The following is a 15,900-nucleotide window of genomic DNA, read 5'->3' on the forward strand; positions in this document are numbered from 1 at the left end:
TAAAGCTGATGGTGGTGAATATGGAAACGATACAAGTTGGAAAAGCCATTAGAGATTTAAGGAATTATTTGCGACTGTCTCAAAAAGAGTTAGCTGAAGGAATTTGCACTCAATCTCTGATCAGTCAAATTGAAGGTGGCGATGTTTCGCCGTCTGCAGATGTGCTTTATAAGATAGCTAATCGATTTGGAGTCGATATTAATTATTTTTTTGATATAACGGATTGTCCACGATTAGATTATGTGCAAGAAGTTTTCTTCCAAATCCGCCAAGAAGTAAGAAAGCGAAATTACAGGTCGGTTTCAAAGATGATTGAGAGTGAGATGTCAAACCCCTTATTTCAAACAAAGGTAAATCAACAGTTTATGCTATGGCATCGAGCTATTTGTTTGTTCTATATTCATGGTGAGGCTCGTAAGTCTCTTGATCTGTTAAAACAAGCGATTGAACTTACTGATACAACATCTAAGAACTTTTCGGAGAGGCAAATTGAGATTTTAACGAGTACTGCAATTATTTACAGTGAAATCGGAGATTTTAAAAATTCCATCTCGTATTATGAAATGGCACTGTTTCATCTAAAAAAGCGACCGGTTGTCCAAGATAAAAGTATAAAAATAAGAATTCTATACAATTATGCAAAGACGCTAACAACTACCCGTGACTACCAGGGTTCTTTAGATCAAGTCAACCGAGGAATTAAGTTGTGCATCGAACATGAAATCATGTGTTTATTTGGTGAGTTACATTTTCAAAAAGGAAAGAATTTGATTGGCTTAGACTTTATACAAAAAGGAATACAGTATTTAGAGAAAGCCATGTTGATATTTGAGTTAGAAGGAAACGAACCATTTGCAACGATTGTGAGCAATGAAATAATCACTTATACGAATGTTGGATGAACAGCAAACCACCCCGCAACAATTATTTTTTTATTTTTTCAATTAGAAGAATGACTAGGTTTACAAGGGTTAATAAAAATACACCAGTTGCTAAAAATACCGTCATTGCATCCACTGTTATCACCCCTTTCCACGGGGGATTATTGGCTGTTCATCATTGGATTGAAGACGACATCTTTCATACCTTTTATAACTCCCTTTTTATAGTATAGGTTGACTTCTCCTAGCTGCTATACGTGCTAATCTTTGATTTGAGATAACTCGTTAATTTGTTTTGGCGTTGAAGTCAACCATTGACCTTAGTTGCCTTAGTGACGATGAGGTAAATCCTCTTGAACTTTAATTGCTGTAGAATCTAGTTCGGCACCTGTGTAACTAAAGCCAGTTAATCCGACTAGAATTGCTAAACCCGCCATGCAATGAAGTAAGAACTTTTTCACTTTCCATTCCCTCCTTTTTAGATAGCTGTATTCTATTCTATGTTCAATATATCGTATTTCAGAATTTTCTGCATTTTAATTCTCCTAGGCTTATCCCGTAGTTATGTATCTTTTACGAGAGTTTGCTCTTTGAAATGAAATGAGATATAAATATATTGATTTTTTTAGACGGAATCCTACATTCTTCTATTTGTTATATGAACATTTATTAAGTAATGGGATATTTATAATTGAGGGAGGGCATTTATGAAGGAAAAAGACCGTGTCATTCGTCAATTTAATGAAACATCAGATGGGTATTTAACAAGTAATGTTCATGCAAAAGGAAAAGATTTAGGGTGGATCGGAGAAGTTGTGAGCAGAAGGAAACGTGAAAAAGCGTTAGATGTTGCAACAGGGGCAGGGCATACGGCACTTTTACTAAGTAAATTAGTTCGGGAAGTTGTAGCTGTTGATTTGACGCCAAATATGCTTAAATTAGCCGAAAGTCAAGCAAAGAAAAACGGGTGCGATAATATTTCGTTTGCAATAGGCGATGTTGAAAAGCTGCCTTTTGATAATGATGACTTTGATATTGTAACGTGTCGCATTGCCGCTCATCATTTTCCGAATTTAAACCAAGCAATAAAAGAAATGCACCGAGTTCTAGCCAATGACGGTTCACTTATCATCGTAGATAATTTTATTCCAGATAACAGCGGGAAGGAAAACAGGATCAATACAATTGAAAAGTTACGAGACCCTTCTCATCATGAATGTATTTCTTTAACGAAGTGGGAAGAGCTTTTTCACACTGTTGGGTTCAAAGATATAGTGTGTCATAAGACGTGGACTTCATCAATGGACGTCAATGAGTGGATTGACCGTGCCAAACCATCAGAAGATAATCGGGAGAAAATTTATGAACTGATCGACAATGAGAACTTAACTTGGATAAACAGGCAACAAGTTCATCTGCAAAAAGTAATGTGGGTGTGTACAAAGTAATTTAGAAGGGGGTGTAATGATGGTCGCTAAAACGGTGCTTGTAGCTCTCTTAACTTTTTTTCTTGTGTGTGGTTTTTTTATTGGAATAGGATATATGTTTGAAATTCAATCATTGATGTTCAGCTTTTACGAGGAGACACCCACTGGTTTTACCGCAGGAGGTTCGGTATTGTCGTTTATCCTTGGCCTTATATGCAGTTTTTTCGTTGGCAATTTTTATCACAAGAAAATGACTCATTAAAAAGGTTGTTTTCTGTTGGATAAAGAGTATAATAGTAATGTTGTAATTTCTATGATAATATAATAAAAATAGTTCAATAGAAATTCCGGACGTCTTTGATGGTCGGTAGAGGTTCTAGCTCAACCCTCTATAAAAAACTAAGAAGAACAGGACTTCTTAGAGGTGCTGTTTTTTCGTTTGTAAAGGAGTTTTAACATTGATGAAAAATGAAAAAGCAATCGTTGTGTTTAGTGGTGGTCAAGATAGTACCACTTGTTTATTTTGGGCATTAAAACAATTCAAAGAAGTAGAAACTGTAACTTTTGATTATAATCAGCGTCATGATGATGAAATAGAATGCGCTAAGGCGATTTCAGAAGAATTAGGCGTAAAACATCATGTCCTTGATATGTCATTATTAAATCAATTAGCACCGAGTGCATTAACTCGGGATGATATAGAAGTAAAAGCAGGAGAAAATGGTGATCTTCCATCTACTTTTGTTCCAGGCAGAAACTTAATCTTTTTATCATTTGCTGGTATTTTAGCTAGTCAAGTCAACGCAAAACATATTATAACGGGCGTTTGCGAAACCGATTTTAGTGGATACCCAGATTGTCGAGACGCATTCGTTAAATCTTTGAATGTTTCGCTTAACCTATCAATGGACCAACAATTTGTTATTCATACCCCGCTGATGTGGTTGAATAAAGCTGAAACATGGAAGCTTGCTGATGATTTAGGTGCACTTGAGTTTGTTCGAACGAAAACGTTAACGTGTTATAACGGGATCATTGGTGATGGTTGCGGTGAATGTCCTGCTTGTGAATTACGTTTGAAAGGTTATGAGGAGTTTTTGCAGATGAGAGAGGAGCGAGCTTAGATGATACAGCAGTTTTATCCGCAAGTCCCACACGATTACCGCTATGAATTAAATAAAGATTTCAATTTCTCGGCAGCCCATTTTATTCCTCATGATGAAGCTGGTAAGTGTAAAAACGTTCACGGCCATACGTATTTTGTGAATGTTACAGTAGCTGGAGACACGTTAAATGACAGTGGCTTTCTCGTGAACTTTCAATTGATCAAAAAATTAGTCCACGGTCGTTATGACCACACGGTTCTTAATGACTTCACAGAAGACTTTAACGATCAACAGTCGGAGCATTTTCCGACAACTGAAGTTGTAGCACGGACGATTTGGGAGAACATTCAAAACTACCTAGATCAATTGTCGAATAAACCGAAATGTATCCAAGTCGTTGTTCGAGAAACTCCGACAAGCTATGTTGTGTATCGACCGAAAAAAGGTGATTTCGATGAGCAATAAAATTCCTGTAATTGAAATCTTTGGACCTACAATCCAAGGTGAAGGTATGATTGTCGGACGTAAAACGATGTTTGTTCGAACAGCAGGGTGTGATTACCGCTGTTCATGGTGTGATTCTGCTTTTACTTGGGATGGGTCGGCAAAAGACCAAATTCAAAAAATGAGTGCGGATCAAATATACGCTGAACTGAAAAATATCGGTGGTGACCGTTTTGATCATGTTACGATATCAGGTGGAAATCCCGCTTTATATGCTTCTATCGATGAATTAATAGATATTCTTCAAAGTAATCACATTCAAATTGGGTTAGAAACACAAGGAAGTAAATGGCAAGATTGGTTTACGAAAGTAGACGACTTAACGATATCCCCGAAACCGCCAAGTTCAGAAATGGAAACGAACTTTGAAGTTCTTGATGAGATTATTGATCAGTTAAAGAAAGATCATAGACTGGAAGATCATGTAAGCTTGAAAGTAGTCGTATTTAACGATGATGATTTTAACTACGCAAAGGACGTTCATTTACGATATAAAGAAATTCCATTCTTTTTACAAGTCGGGAATGAAGACTTACAAGATATCGAACCAACCGAACTAATGAAAAAGCTTATTGGAAGTTACGAGCATTTAATTGAAAAAGTAATTGCTTCGAGAGAGTTAAACGAAGTAAAAGTGTTACCGCAGCTCCATACCTTATTATGGGGGAATAAACGCGGGGTTTAATCTAACGCATGAGAGTATTGTTTTACTCTTGTGCGTTTTATTTTTGAGTGTAAAAAGGAGACCTGCAACTTATTTCTATTTGTACGAAATTCTTTTCCAGGAGTTCACACTTTCGCAAATAAATGGAGCAAAACGGACAATATAATTGTAAATCGGACAATATAATTAGAAAACGGACAATAAATTTAAAAACCGGATAATAAATTAGTGAAATCCGACAATAAGATAGGGGAATTCGAAATTAAATCTAAACTGATTTAAACAAACATGTAGAAAATCCCTGTATAAAAACTTTTTCTCTTAAGTAAAACCATTTTAGTAGTGGAACTTAGCTATTTTTATAAAACAATCGTATTACATATAAAAAATAAAAATAGTAGGTTATCTACCAGATCTAATCTCGACGATTTTTAAAATGCCCCTTGAAAAGTATGGAAACATTTGTTAAAGTTTAACTATATTGTATTGCAAAATAGTGTGTAGCAATACATTTGTTTTTACTGACTACCTTGTAAAACAACATAGAAGTTCTTTTTTTCATTTTAGAATGCAAGATGTAAATTATTTTTTTGGTTTAGTATCTTGTATTACAAGGTACTAAAATCACTGGGGGTGAACGTTTGTCGACGAGTCAGATGTTAAAAGGCATATTAGAAGGCTGCTTGCTTCAAGTCATTTCAAAAGGTGAAACATATGGTTACGAGATGATTGAGAAACTGGAATCCTATGGGTTCACGATGGTAAGCGAAGGAAGTATTTATCCTTTATTATTACGAATGAAAAAAGATAACCTTGTAGCAACGAGCTTAAAAGCTTCACCTTCGGGACCGAAAAGAAAGTACTATACGTTAACACCCGAAGGTCATCAAGAGCTAGAAAAATTTAAAATTCGATGGAAAGATCTATCATCAAGTGTTACCAATTTATTAAATGAAAACAAAGGTGAGTGAAAATATGGAACTTTCAAAGAACAGTCAACAGTTTTTAGAAAATTTACGGTTGTACTTGTTTTCAACGGGAAAGAACATGGATGAAATTAATGAAGTCGTTGAAGAATTAGAGGATCATCTGCGAGAAGCTGAACAAGACGGGAAAGATATTGAGCACATTATCGGACAATCTCCTAAATCGTATATGGAAAAAATCGCTAGTGAAATGAACGTCGATTATAGAGGATGGTTCAAATTAATACCGATGTTTATGGTTGGTGTATTCGCTTTTATTCTATTAGGTGATGCAGTAAGAAATGACCTTAACTATTCTATTATTCAATTAGTAGGTTTTCCCGTCGTCAGTTTAGTTTTACTTGGTGCGACGCTTTTTACGTATAAGTTAATTGCGCAGAGAAAAAGATCGACGTTGAAACAATATTTGCTTTTAACAACATTAGGAATGGTATCCGTTATCCTTTTTGTCGGGATCATCTTTTTAAATAGACACTACGGAACTCCGTTATTTCATGTCAACACAATGGGAACACTTGTCGTTGCTAGTATGGCAATCCTTACATTAGTTATAGTCGCTTTTTGGAGTAAGACCTGGCTCCCAATAATCGTTCCAACCTTTTTGTATGTACCAGAAGTTGTTTTAAAGTTTGCTCCGCTATCTGAAGAAGTGCGGTTAATTGTTACATCAATTGTCGTATTTGTCGGACTAGGAATTTACTTTTTTATCTTGTTAACAAAAGAGAAGTCTGTTGTACATAGGTAATAAGTATGAAAAAGATCTTTTCTCAAGAATTGTTGCTTTTTATTGGGCAGTCCACTAAGAAATGCTTAGCCGGACTGCTTCACAGGTAAAGGCTTGTCCACCCCGTTTACTTAATAAATAGAGCAGTTGCATCGTAATTTGTTTCTAAAATATGAAAAAGACGAAAGGAATATGAAGTGTTGAAAGAGAAATATTAAGTACTAGTTTTGCCTTGAATGGAGGATTAGGGTGAATATACTACTAGAAGATATCCAAATTTTTCTACTTAACCTATCTTTTGTCTTTTTACTCTACTTTCTATACCATAAATTCATTGAGAGAAATACACAACGTATTTCAAATGAAATTTTTGTAGGTTTGATTTCTGGTCTGTCTATTATTTTATGTATGACCTTTACGCTTTCACCTGTATCCTCTTTTATTTTTGACATGCGTCAGCTGCCTTTAATTATTGGGGCTTTGTATGGTGGACGAAGAGTTTTAATCTTTCTATTTATTACATTGTTAAGCTATCGTTACTTCATAGGAATGGATGAAGGGTACTATGCTTCAGTCATCATTTATTCCATTTTAACTATTATTCTATGTTACCTTATTCCTCGATTTACAAAAGCCATCAAGATCAAACACAAGGTTAAGCTTGCTGCAATAGCTGCTAGTTTTGGAATAGTTTTAATTCTCATTTTGATCTTTCTTATTAGTCCGAATGCAAGTCCAATTAAATTAGTTTCTACAGTTGTTTTGTATGGAACGCAATTTTTCTTAATTCTCTTTTTTGTTACTTTAATTGAACGGGCCCGAATGGAACGTATGATATTTGAAGAACTAAAAAAACTAGAGAAATTAAAAATTGTAAGCGAAATTGCTGCAAGTATTTCTCACGAAGTTCGTAATCCATTAACTGTCACAAGAGGATTTATTCAATTATTAAGGGAGTCAAACATTCCAGACGATAAAAAGGAGATGTATATTCGATTATCACTGGAAGAGTTGGATCGGGCCGAAGAAATAATTACTGATTATTTAACGTTTGCCAAGCCTTCGTTAGAAAATGTCCAAATGCTAGAACTCCATGATGAACTCCAATACGTATTAAAAGTCGTTTCTCCCTATGCGACAATGAATAGTGTCAACATCCATTTTAAGTCTGCTCCAAATCTATTTATTGCAGGGGAAAAGCAAAAGTTTCATCAATGCTTAATTAATTTAGCTAAAAATGCAATTGAAGCAATGCCACAAGGTGGAGATTTAACGGTTAACATTGAACAGGAAGAAGATAAAGCGATAATTCGAATTCAAGACTCAGGAGTAGGTATGACTGAGGAGCAGCTCAGTCGATTAGGAACACCTTATTACACCACGAAAGAAAAAGGGACCGGTCTTGGAACGATGGTTGTTTTTAGTATTATAAAAGTAATGCAGGGTGAAATATCAGTAAACAGTAAGGTCGGGGAAGGAACATGTTTCACATTGGTGTTTCCTATTGTAAGTAATGAATGAGACTCTGTGTTTGATCAAATATCTGAATTTTTTTTTAACAAACAAAAGGAAATAAAAAGGGAAAGTCACATACTTTAGTAAGGGGGCCCTTATGGACAAAGAAGAATTAAACTTACCAAGGTTATTAAAAGAATTTGACTTTGAAGTGGAACGAGGAAAGATTGCTGAATTTGCCATGGCAACAGGTGCTCAAGATATCGATGTATATATGAGCAAGGAAGCTGCTATTAAAGCAGGATATCCAGATGTACCTGTTCCATTAACATTTGGAACAGTACCTGAAATGTGGAAGGGTCTCGATTTTGAAGATATCATTGCTGATTTAGACCTCACGTTAACTCGTGTTTTACATGGCAGCCAGTCATACACGTATCATAAATCGATTTTTGCAGGAGACCATTTATTTGGAAAAACCTATCTCGTTGGTACGAAACAACGAAAGGGTCTTTCTATCTACTCATTTGAAACCGTTTTCTTTAATGACAAAGAAGAGTTATTGTTAGAGTGCAAATCGGTAGTCATTGAAAGAGGTGAGGGGCGATGAGTCAAGTCAAAACGAGCGAATTTATTACAATTACTCGAGAACAGCTTGTCAGGTATGCCGGTGCGTCTGGTGATTTTAATCCTATCCATACAAACATGGTCTTAGCAAAAGACAGTGGTCTTCCTGATGTCATTGCCCAAGGTATGTTCATTATGGGACTCACTGGCACACAGCTTAGCAAATGGTTTGGGATCCACAAAGTGAAACAGTTTGATGTGAAGTTTACAGCAATGACACTGCCAGGAGAGGAAGTTCAAGTGATTTGTACTCTTCATGATGAAACGTCAGGTGAGGTAATTGTAAGAAACCGAAATGAAGAAGTGAAGCTTAGAGGTTTGGTCGAACTAAATTAAAATGGGCACTCCTAACAAAGGAAAGGGGGAATTAGTTTGAAGAAGTTACATATTCCATCAATGGTAAAAAACAATCAGAAAATCCAAAAAAGGAGAAACCAAATATTAGAAGCTTCCATTCAACCATTTAAACAAAAAGGATTTCATCGTACGACCACGAGGGAAATTGCTGAAAATGCAGGAATGAGTTTTGGTGCCATTTATGAGTATGTAGAGAGTAAAGAGGACATTTTATACTTATTCTTTGAGTCCCTTTATGACCAATTAAATACGATTCTAAAAAGTAGAGTAAGTGATCAGTTTAAAGGTCACGATCGCATTAGGTCGTTTGTGAAAGAATATTTTCACGTCATTAACGAAATATGGGATGAAACGAGCATTATGTATAGTGAGTCACGGTCTTTGCCGAAACCCTATCTAGAATATGTCCTGTCTAAAGAAAATGACTTTGTTCAATATGTCATGAGTATTTTCTCAAAGGCGCTGAAAGAAGAAAAGATTTCACTAAGTGAAGATGATATTTACTTATTAACTCATAACATTATTGTTCAAGGTCATATGTGGGCATTTAGAGGCTGGGCATTAAGAAAGAGGTATACATTAGAAAAATATATCGATATCCAATCAAAAACGATTATCGGCAGTATTTTGGCATTAACTGAATAAATGGGATGGGAGCTCAGCTGTTGAGCTCTTTTTGTTTTTACAACAAGAATACACTCTGTTATTATTTTATTGAACAAGAATAGAGAGCCATGGACAAAGCCATGACTCAAAAGGATTATTTGAAATTCGTCTTACCATGATATAAGTTTGCAAGTATGTGAGTTTTATACAACTCCAATTTCCTTCCATCAATAGAACGGATTCCTTGTTCTTTTAACTTTTGTACATACCAACCTTTGCTTCCTACATGCATGAGCGATCATCCTTTCAGTCCGGAAATTATCAACAAAAAAAGAGAAAAACTGCTCAAGTGAGTCAGTCTCTCCCTTTACGATGAACTTGGAGGCCATTGTAACATTCGAACAATCTGTAGGGAAATAGGTAGACAAACTATAAATTTATAAAATTGGTGGTGTCTTTTTAATGAAGGTTTGTTCGTTTTTACCAGCAGCAACAAGTATGATTTATGAGTTGGGCTTAGAAGAGTATTTATACGGTGTCACTTTCGAATGCCCTAGTGATAAGCCTAAGGTCGTTCGCTACCATTTAGAAGGAAAAAAACTAACAAGTGTCGAGATCAATGATACCGTAAAAGAATATATGGATGCAGATAAAAATCTGTATTATGTTGATCTGGAGCTTTTACACGAAATACAACCTGATATTATTTTTACTCAGCACGTTTGTAATGTCTGTCAAATTGGTACAAGTTACGTAGAAGAGGTCGTAAAGTCGTTACCTAAAAAACCGAAAATCATTCCTCTCGTTCCGCATCGGTTAGATGATATTTATGAGAATTTACTCCTGATTGCTAGTGAACTAAATGAAGAAGCAAAAGGACAAGTCAGGCTAACAGAGTTAAAGAAACGGGAAATGCACATTGCGGAGAAGCTTCGAGATAATAATCTTCTCCCTAAAAAAGTAATGCTGATCGAATGGATTGAGCCTATCTTTAATTGTGGTCATTGGATCCCAGATCAAATTGAAAGGGCAGGAGGTTATGATCCACTCGGTAATCCAGGAGGACATTCACGCCCTACCGAGTGGGAAGCTGTCGTGGCTTCGAACCCGGAAGTGATTGTAATTGCACCATGCGGTTTTACACCGGAGCGCGCGATACAAGAAGTAAGCCGATTAGAACAAAAACAAGGATGGAGCGAATTAAGTGCTGTACGAGATCAACAGATTTTTATAGTGGATGGAGATTTATTCACCCGCCCGAGTACAACGTTAGTAGAAGGCATCGAATTGCTTGCTGCCCTTTTACATCCGAAGCATTTTGATATTCCAGCCGGCGTAAGAGATAAAGTTGTTTCTTATTATATATAATTAAAGGATAAAACCATCAGAACGTATGAGCGCTGATGGTTTTTTGTCTCTAAAAAAATAGGATTGGTTTTGTTAGATTACTAGTATTTGTAATGTTCTTTGGAACAGCCGTTTCAGTTTCGATAACTAAAGAGCTGCAAGATGTATCATGGTTATAAGGAATTACTTGTTGATATGGAGGCGGCATTAGTTTTGCGTTTTTATATTGACGGTAAGGAGTATCAATCGGATGACTATTGGAGTCATAATCTTTTCTTAGTTGCTGAACAATAATTTCACCGATCTGTCTTCCTAGACGCAGTCCTTGTTCATTGTCGACAGGGAAGTGAATACCACCGTATAACCTTGATAAAGCAGCTTCTTCAGCTAAGGCATGAATTTTTCTACTTTCGGCTGGAAAGAAGTAACTTAAAATGACTGCAGCTGCACCTGAAACAGTGGCGTGTCCTGACGGGTAGGCCGGATGTTTTGGCGTACAAATAACAGTCGCTAACTTTTGGTCCAGTTGATTTGGACGAGCTACATTTAATTTGTATTTAATATCCCATGTCACAATAAAGGCATCATTAAGTGCAGTAAAAAGTGTTGATAATATTCGTGCAGCTCGAGGGGCTGAGACGTTATACGTATCGATCAATCGATCGGCGATGGGTAACCATTGTTTCGGTGGAGGCCCAGACCCCCAATACTTCACGATGGCTATTCGGTCATCTGAAATGTTTTCCATTTCACGTTGTACGATTTTTAATTGTTCGTCCCAATTAATCGTATTTGGATGTCTGATGGCAAATCTTATTTTTCTACCATCTAAAGTTTCAAAACCTCCACCTTTACATCTCTTGATAAAGTGCGTATTCCATGATCCCGCATAACGTTCAACAGGATCGTTTGGCGCATGTGTCTCACCTGCATAAGGAATGTCAGTCCATAGGGGATAATTGGGTTTCCTCATTTCCACAAACTCACCTCTTAATCATATATAGCTATGATATGTACAAACAATCAATCGGGTATAAATCTAAGAAAAATGGGTGTCTATCCTTATGCGGTGCCAGGCACCATTTTTTAGGTATGTTTAGGTTATTTAAGGAGAAGTTATAAGTGATTTACAAATAATTACATTCGAAAAGGTAGAGGAGAAAATGCATATATTTTTAGCTGTTTTTCTAATTGTGTTAAATATAAAGCGAAAGACGTGGAAGAACATAAAGAAGCATTATATTAGCGCTCTATATGTTGGATTTTTTAATTTGCTTTATTATTACACATGTAAGCACTTTATTTTGTGGGATTATAAGTCCAGTTACATGAGTGTAAGGTGTGTAAGGGCTTTACATCTATTTGTCATCATGCCGTTACTTACGCTTTTATTTTTATCCAATATGCCAAATTCAATAGTGAAAAAATTTTTACACATTACAAAGTGGGTCCTAACTTCAATAGTGGTAGAGTGGTTGGGTTTAAAAAAGTTTAATGCGATATATTTCCTGCACAGCTGGAACCTTGGCTGGTCAGCTTTGCTGTACGTACTTATGTATAGTTTAAGCTATTTAATTTTAATAAACCCAATTCTAGTAGGGGGATTTTCTGTTTGTTCTTTTGTTTTCTTAGTTCGTTACTTTAAGGTGCCATTTCGGAATGAGTTTTTGATGGGGCCGGTCGTATTAGGGGTTAGAAAGTTAAACTTAATAAACAAGGACAAGTATAAAAAAAGATTAATTAATACGTTTTAATAACACATATAAAAAGAAGACGACGCCCAAAGGACGTCGTCTTCGCGTATTGAGGCGATAAACTGCACTCCACATAGTGCATTACCAAAAGGCGTGTTTATCGGCTTACACAATGAGCTCATCGCTTAATTAATATATCATGATTACAACAGAAAGGCAACTTGTTTATTTTTGCTAATCGTTCATAGCTCTAATGATCTCAAATGCATCTAGATCACCGATTACGATACCATTCTCATTAACTACTGGAATTTCTTCAAGATCGTGTTTAACAAAAAGTTCGAGTGCATATTCTAGGCTATCAGTTAATTTTACACTAACGGGAGAACGCATTAAATCGTTTGCGGTCGAGGTGGGTGATACCCATTCTAATAATCTACCAGGAGAGTACGATTTACACCGATCAACCCCACCGCGAACAGCGAGAATTTGAAATAGTTCCTTTAATGTAATGATACCGAATAACTTGGCTTGTTCGTTGACAACATATACGGAGCGGTTAACTGGATCTCGATTGACAATTTTCTTAATAATCGCATCAATGGAATCATCTAAGAGAACGGTACTGGCTGTTTTAGTTATACTTTGATAGAACTCTGATATTTGCGGCATAGATTTCCAACCTTTCAAAACGGCAAATTGAACTCTTAACCAGGTAATTTAACTTTTTCTTTCTTCTTAGGTTGCCCATAAATTTTTTTAGATATTTTTGGTGCTAATTGAAATAAAATAATTCCAATAATTGAAGAAGCTAATATAAATACACTACTAAACACTTTAACGGAGCTTGTTGCTAAACTCGCAATGATAATTGAGAATTCTCCTCTTTGAGTTAAAGAGAACCCGGCTCGAAGTGCAACTCTCTTAGATAAACCATACCATCTTCCACCATAAATCCCGACAACGACCTTTGCGATGATAGACCAAACAATTAAAATAATGAGTAATCCAATCATAGGGACACCTTCACCAAAAGTGATTGTTGTTCCGAAATATAAGAAAAATAGTGGTAATGTTAAATCACGAATTGGTACTATTAGGTGTTCAAGTTCGTGTGTTCTTCTCACTTCAGCAATAATAATGCCAGCTAAAAATGCACCAAGTACTTCAGATAACTCCAAGTACAATGCCAATCCACCATATGCTAAGGCAATTCCGATAATAAATAAAATAAAAATGTCACTATTCATATACCGATCAAAAAATCCGCCAAGCTTACTAAACACAAAGTGTCCAATCAAAATAGCACCGACTGTTAAGGCAACAACTTTAAGTAGTAGGATCGACATCGAACCAAAGGTAATTGCTCCACCAGCTGTTAAACCTACTAAAATAGCTACTAATATTGGAGCTACTAAGTCCTCAAAAATTAACAGACCAAGCATGAATTCAGACTCAGGATTGGCCATACGTTTAGAACTTTCAAGAAGCTTTGCCGTAATCGAAGAACTCGTTGCATAAACAACTCCTCCTATTAAAAACGACATCAGTGGATCAACACCCATTAATAAACAAATCCCTGTAGTTATTCCTAAATTTAAGACAACATCTAAAGTTCCAGCAGGTGTGACTTTTTTTGCAACCTTAGCTAACTGTTTAATTGGGAACTCCATTCCAAGCATGAAAAATAGTAAGACAATACCTACTTCGCCTACAAAATGAAGAAGGTGTGAGTCTGATAATAGCCCCCCTATAGTGATTCCAAGCAATATGTAGATTATAACTTCAGGTATTTTTACCTTTAAAGCAATATACCCTGTTATAAAAAGGAGGATTAAAATGAGACCGGCACCAAACATCTCTGGAATTATCACCGATTACATCGCTCCTCCCGCACTAATACGTTCAAACTCTTTGATTTGTTCATTTTTCCCTATGGCCATCAGCGTATCACCGACCTCAAGCATTTGGTGTGGTTCTGGACTCGCGATAACATCATCATTACGGAAAATGCCAACAATCGATACACCTGTACGTTTTCGAATTTCATTTTGTGCAATAGTTTTTCCTGCAAAAATAGACCCTTCTTTTACCTTAATCCATTCCATAACAATTTGACTCTTAAATAATTTCATAGTATCACTATCAACTGGTTGGAAAACTGCACCTAACAACTGTGCACCTAATTCTCTAGTTTCTCCAGCTGTAAGGTTTATAGAGAAGTCAGCTTCATCGTCATCCGGATCGATAAAGAAATACATCTCGCGTTTTCCTGAGTGATGGATAACGAGAACAATCATATTTCCTTCTGCGGTGATGAAAGACATTTTTTTCCCAATCCCAGGTAAATCAGCCATTTTTACTTGCATGTAAATCGTCCTTTCGAATTAAAGATCTAATTATTTTATGTATATGAAAATATAATGGTGTAGTGAGGGACTTGCTACATAATTGTACCATATCCTCATTTTTTACCAAATGATTTCACAATACTGTACCATTACCCGATAAGAAGAAATAACAATCTATTTTTACATATATTATCTAAGCCTCAACAATACTTGAGAAATAAGCGCTAAAATAGGCAACTCCAACAAAGGTCCAATTACTAAAGTGAGAGCAATTAACGGTTCATCTGGGAAGGCAGTCATGGCAATCGCTAAAGCAATGGGAGAATTTCGGGCAAGAGTTGTCAGGCTTAAACTAGCTCGATCTGCATAGCATAAGTTCATGGCCTTACCGATTTTTTGGCCTATCATAAAGTTAATCACAAAAAAGCATAAGATCGGGATTGTAATTTTCCATAATAAATCGATATGGTTAAAGAGCAATTGACCGTGAGCTGAGAACATAGCAACAATCGCAAGACTTAGAAAAATCATCGGCAACAAGCTAATAGAAGAAAAGAAAGTTTCTTTGATGTGCTGTTTATTTCGTAACAGTGCCTTTGTGAGTAACGCTCCAATAAAAGGAATGAGTAAAATGAGTAGAACGCTCTCTAATAAGAAAGACCACTCAACAACACCGGTTGTACCACCAAAGAGAAGGAGATAAACCGGGAGTAAAAGAATTTGTAAGATCAAATTTAACGGCAAAATCGCAGTCGAGAGCGCAACGTTTCCTTTGGCAATGCTCGTGAAGATTAAATACCAATCTGTACATGGGGTGACCATCAACATTATAAATCCAATGTACAAAGCTGGATGGTTGGATAAGAAAGCGAAGGCTAGCAGCCAAGCGAGGATCGGTACCCAAATAAAATTAATTAACAAAGAAAGAGCGGTAAACTTCTTGTTTTTAATAGATTCTTTTATATTTTCTACGGGTATTTGTAAAAAAGTGATATAGAGCATGGCGACTAATAACGGAACAATGAACGCCTCAGCACGTCCGCTAACAACATCGAGCTGCCCTAATAGTAACCCAATAACAACAGCTAATATAATGACAAGTGAATATAATTTTTCAAATAAGTTCATAAACGTTTTGCACCAACTGTTCTATTCGTAACGTATTCTCATA

General features: G+C 36.1%; 20 protein-coding genes and 1 riboswitch. Of the genes, 13 read left to right on the forward strand and 7 right to left on the reverse strand.

The genetic code is table 11. From position 1 onward, the window contains the following. Positions 1–20 precede the first annotated feature (20 nt). Positions 21–902, forward strand: coding sequence for a helix-turn-helix domain-containing protein (locus N7Z68_RS19895; RefSeq protein WP_275120219.1), 882 nt, complete (start codon positions 21–23; stop codon positions 900–902). Positions 903–1,210: 308 nt separating this feature from the next. On the opposite strand, the gene N7Z68_RS19900 is transcribed toward N7Z68_RS19895, so the two are convergent. Further along, positions 1,211–1,342, reverse strand: coding sequence for a hypothetical protein (locus tag N7Z68_RS19900; RefSeq protein ID WP_275120220.1), 132 nt, complete (start codon positions 1,340–1,342; stop codon positions 1,211–1,213). A gap of 246 nt (positions 1,343–1,588) precedes the next feature. Here N7Z68_RS19900 and N7Z68_RS19905 point away from each other — a divergent pair, with 246 nt between their 5' ends. The 11 genes from N7Z68_RS19905 to N7Z68_RS19955 all read left to right on the forward strand — a co-directional run bounded on the left by N7Z68_RS19905 (position 1,589) and on the right by N7Z68_RS19955 (position 9,376). Then, positions 1,589–2,329, forward strand: a complete 741-nt coding sequence (locus N7Z68_RS19905) for a class I SAM-dependent methyltransferase (RefSeq protein ID WP_275120221.1) — start codon at positions 1,589–1,591, stop codon at positions 2,327–2,329. A 16-nt stretch (positions 2,330–2,345) separates the two neighbouring features. Next, the gene (locus N7Z68_RS19910) at positions 2,346–2,570 is read left to right on the forward strand and encodes a hypothetical protein (protein WP_275120222.1); all 225 of its coding nucleotides are present in this window, start codon (positions 2,346–2,348) and stop codon (positions 2,568–2,570) included. A 102-nt stretch (positions 2,571–2,672) separates the two neighbouring features. Continuing rightward, positions 2,673–2,717, forward strand: a riboswitch (PreQ1 riboswitch). Between the two features lie 52 nt (positions 2,718–2,769). Beyond that, the gene (gene queC / locus N7Z68_RS19915; RefSeq protein WP_275120223.1) at positions 2,770–3,432 is read left to right on the forward strand and encodes a 7-cyano-7-deazaguanine synthase QueC; all 663 of its coding nucleotides are present in this window, start codon (positions 2,770–2,772) and stop codon (positions 3,430–3,432) included. Next, positions 3,433–3,879, forward strand: coding sequence for a 6-carboxytetrahydropterin synthase QueD (queD, locus tag N7Z68_RS19920; RefSeq protein ID WP_275120224.1), 447 nt, complete (start codon positions 3,433–3,435; stop codon positions 3,877–3,879). Further along, entirely contained in the window at positions 3,869–4,603 is a 735-nt protein-coding gene (gene queE, locus N7Z68_RS19925; RefSeq protein WP_275120225.1) for a 7-carboxy-7-deazaguanine synthase QueE, read from the forward strand. Before queD ends, queE begins: the two co-directional genes overlap by 11 nt. Before the next feature lie 620 nt (positions 4,604–5,223). Next, positions 5,224–5,553 carry a PadR family transcriptional regulator gene (locus N7Z68_RS19930; protein WP_275120226.1) on the forward strand — a complete coding sequence of 110 codons (330 nt, stop codon included), beginning with the start codon at positions 5,224–5,226 and terminating at the stop codon, positions 5,551–5,553. A 4-nt stretch (positions 5,554–5,557) separates the two neighbouring features. Further along, positions 5,558–6,313, forward strand: a complete 756-nt coding sequence (locus tag N7Z68_RS19935; RefSeq protein ID WP_275120227.1) for an HAAS domain-containing protein — start codon at positions 5,558–5,560, stop codon at positions 6,311–6,313. A gap of 228 nt (positions 6,314–6,541) precedes the next feature. Further along, entirely contained in the window at positions 6,542–7,813 is a 1,272-nt protein-coding gene (locus N7Z68_RS19940) for an ATP-binding protein (RefSeq protein ID WP_275120228.1), read from the forward strand. A gap of 91 nt (positions 7,814–7,904) precedes the next feature. Further along, entirely contained in the window at positions 7,905–8,357 is a 453-nt protein-coding gene (locus N7Z68_RS19945; protein WP_275120229.1) for an FAS1-like dehydratase domain-containing protein, read from the forward strand. Next, positions 8,354–8,710 carry a MaoC/PaaZ C-terminal domain-containing protein gene (locus N7Z68_RS19950; RefSeq protein WP_275120230.1) on the forward strand — a complete coding sequence of 119 codons (357 nt, stop codon included), beginning with the start codon at positions 8,354–8,356 and terminating at the stop codon, positions 8,708–8,710. The genes N7Z68_RS19945 and N7Z68_RS19950 overlap by 4 nt, the downstream gene beginning before the upstream one ends. Before the next feature lie 36 nt (positions 8,711–8,746). Further along, a complete protein-coding gene (locus N7Z68_RS19955) occupies positions 8,747–9,376 on the forward strand; it encodes a TetR/AcrR family transcriptional regulator (RefSeq protein ID WP_275120231.1) in 630 nt (209 codons plus the stop codon). A gap of 115 nt (positions 9,377–9,491) precedes the next feature. Here the strand turns inward: N7Z68_RS19955 and N7Z68_RS19960 are convergent, their stop codons facing one another. After that, positions 9,492–9,629 carry a YflJ family protein gene (locus tag N7Z68_RS19960; RefSeq protein ID WP_275120232.1) on the reverse strand — a complete coding sequence of 46 codons (138 nt, stop codon included), beginning with the start codon at positions 9,627–9,629 and terminating at the stop codon, positions 9,492–9,494. A 170-nt stretch (positions 9,630–9,799) separates the two neighbouring features. Between N7Z68_RS19960 and N7Z68_RS19965 the strand changes: the two genes are divergently transcribed. Next, positions 9,800–10,705 carry an ABC transporter substrate-binding protein gene (locus tag N7Z68_RS19965; RefSeq protein ID WP_275120233.1) on the forward strand — a complete coding sequence of 302 codons (906 nt, stop codon included), beginning with the start codon at positions 9,800–9,802 and terminating at the stop codon, positions 10,703–10,705. Positions 10,706–10,754: 49 nt separating this feature from the next. Here N7Z68_RS19965 and N7Z68_RS19970 read toward each other — a convergent pair whose 3' ends face one another. From N7Z68_RS19970 to N7Z68_RS19990, 5 genes are all read right to left on the reverse strand, one after another. Next, positions 10,755–11,657 (reverse strand): vanadium-dependent haloperoxidase, encoded by a 903-nt coding sequence (locus N7Z68_RS19970; RefSeq protein WP_275120234.1) that lies wholly within the window; start codon positions 11,655–11,657, stop codon positions 10,755–10,757. Between the two features lie 955 nt (positions 11,658–12,612). Further along, positions 12,613–13,050 (reverse strand): CBS domain-containing protein, encoded by a 438-nt coding sequence (locus N7Z68_RS19975; protein ID WP_275120235.1) that lies wholly within the window; start codon positions 13,048–13,050, stop codon positions 12,613–12,615. A gap of 35 nt (positions 13,051–13,085) precedes the next feature. Then, entirely contained in the window at positions 13,086–14,252 is a 1,167-nt protein-coding gene (locus N7Z68_RS19980; RefSeq protein WP_275120236.1) for a cation:proton antiporter, read from the reverse strand. A gap of 3 nt (positions 14,253–14,255) precedes the next feature. Beyond that, positions 14,256–14,747 (reverse strand): cation:proton antiporter regulatory subunit, encoded by a 492-nt coding sequence (locus N7Z68_RS19985; RefSeq protein WP_275120237.1) that lies wholly within the window; start codon positions 14,745–14,747, stop codon positions 14,256–14,258. 171 nt (positions 14,748–14,918) lie between these two features. Then, the gene (locus tag N7Z68_RS19990; protein ID WP_275120238.1) at positions 14,919–15,857 is read right to left on the reverse strand and encodes an arsenic resistance protein; all 939 of its coding nucleotides are present in this window, start codon (positions 15,855–15,857) and stop codon (positions 14,919–14,921) included. Positions 15,858–15,900 lie beyond the last annotated feature (43 nt).

It is taken from the genome of Alkalihalobacterium chitinilyticum, assembly GCF_029028005.1.
In the GTDB taxonomy this organism is placed as follows: Bacteria; Bacillota; Bacilli; order Bacillales; family Bacillaceae_F; genus Alkalihalobacterium; species Alkalihalobacterium chitinilyticum.

Bases quoted from the DNA above. Each gene is read 5' to 3' on its own strand.
- N7Z68_RS19895 (WP_275120219.1), top strand. From the start codon at position 21: ATGGAAACGATACAAGTTGGAAAAGCCATTAGAGATTTAAGGAATTAT.
- N7Z68_RS19905 (WP_275120221.1), top strand. From the start codon at position 1,589: ATGAAGGAAAAAGACCGTGTCATTCGTCAATTTAATGAAACATCAGAT.
- N7Z68_RS19910 (WP_275120222.1), top strand. From the start codon at position 2,346: ATGATGGTCGCTAAAACGGTGCTTGTAGCTCTCTTAACTTTTTTTCTT.
- queC (WP_275120223.1), top strand. From the start codon at position 2,770: ATGAAAAATGAAAAAGCAATCGTTGTGTTTAGTGGTGGTCAAGATAGT.
- queD (WP_275120224.1), top strand. From the start codon at position 3,433: ATGATACAGCAGTTTTATCCGCAAGTCCCACACGATTACCGCTATGAA.
- queE (WP_275120225.1), top strand. From the start codon at position 3,869: ATGAGCAATAAAATTCCTGTAATTGAAATCTTTGGACCTACAATCCAA.
- N7Z68_RS19935 (WP_275120227.1), top strand. From the start codon at position 5,558: ATGGAACTTTCAAAGAACAGTCAACAGTTTTTAGAAAATTTACGGTTG.
- N7Z68_RS19945 (WP_275120229.1), top strand. From the start codon at position 7,905: ATGGACAAAGAAGAATTAAACTTACCAAGGTTATTAAAAGAATTTGAC.
- N7Z68_RS19950 (WP_275120230.1), top strand. From the start codon at position 8,354: ATGAGTCAAGTCAAAACGAGCGAATTTATTACAATTACTCGAGAACAG.
- N7Z68_RS19960 (WP_275120232.1), bottom strand. From the start codon at position 9,629: ATGCATGTAGGAAGCAAAGGTTGGTATGTACAAAAGTTAAAAGAACAA.
- N7Z68_RS19965 (WP_275120233.1), top strand. From the start codon at position 9,800: ATGAAGGTTTGTTCGTTTTTACCAGCAGCAACAAGTATGATTTATGAG.
- N7Z68_RS19970 (WP_275120234.1), bottom strand. From the start codon at position 11,657: ATGAGGAAACCCAATTATCCCCTATGGACTGACATTCCTTATGCAGGT.
- N7Z68_RS19975 (WP_275120235.1), bottom strand. From the start codon at position 13,050: ATGCCGCAAATATCAGAGTTCTATCAAAGTATAACTAAAACAGCCAGT.
- N7Z68_RS19985 (WP_275120237.1), bottom strand. From the start codon at position 14,747: ATGCAAGTAAAAATGGCTGATTTACCTGGGATTGGGAAAAAAATGTCT.
- N7Z68_RS19990 (WP_275120238.1), bottom strand. From the start codon at position 15,857: ATGAACTTATTTGAAAAATTATATTCACTTGTCATTATATTAGCTGTT.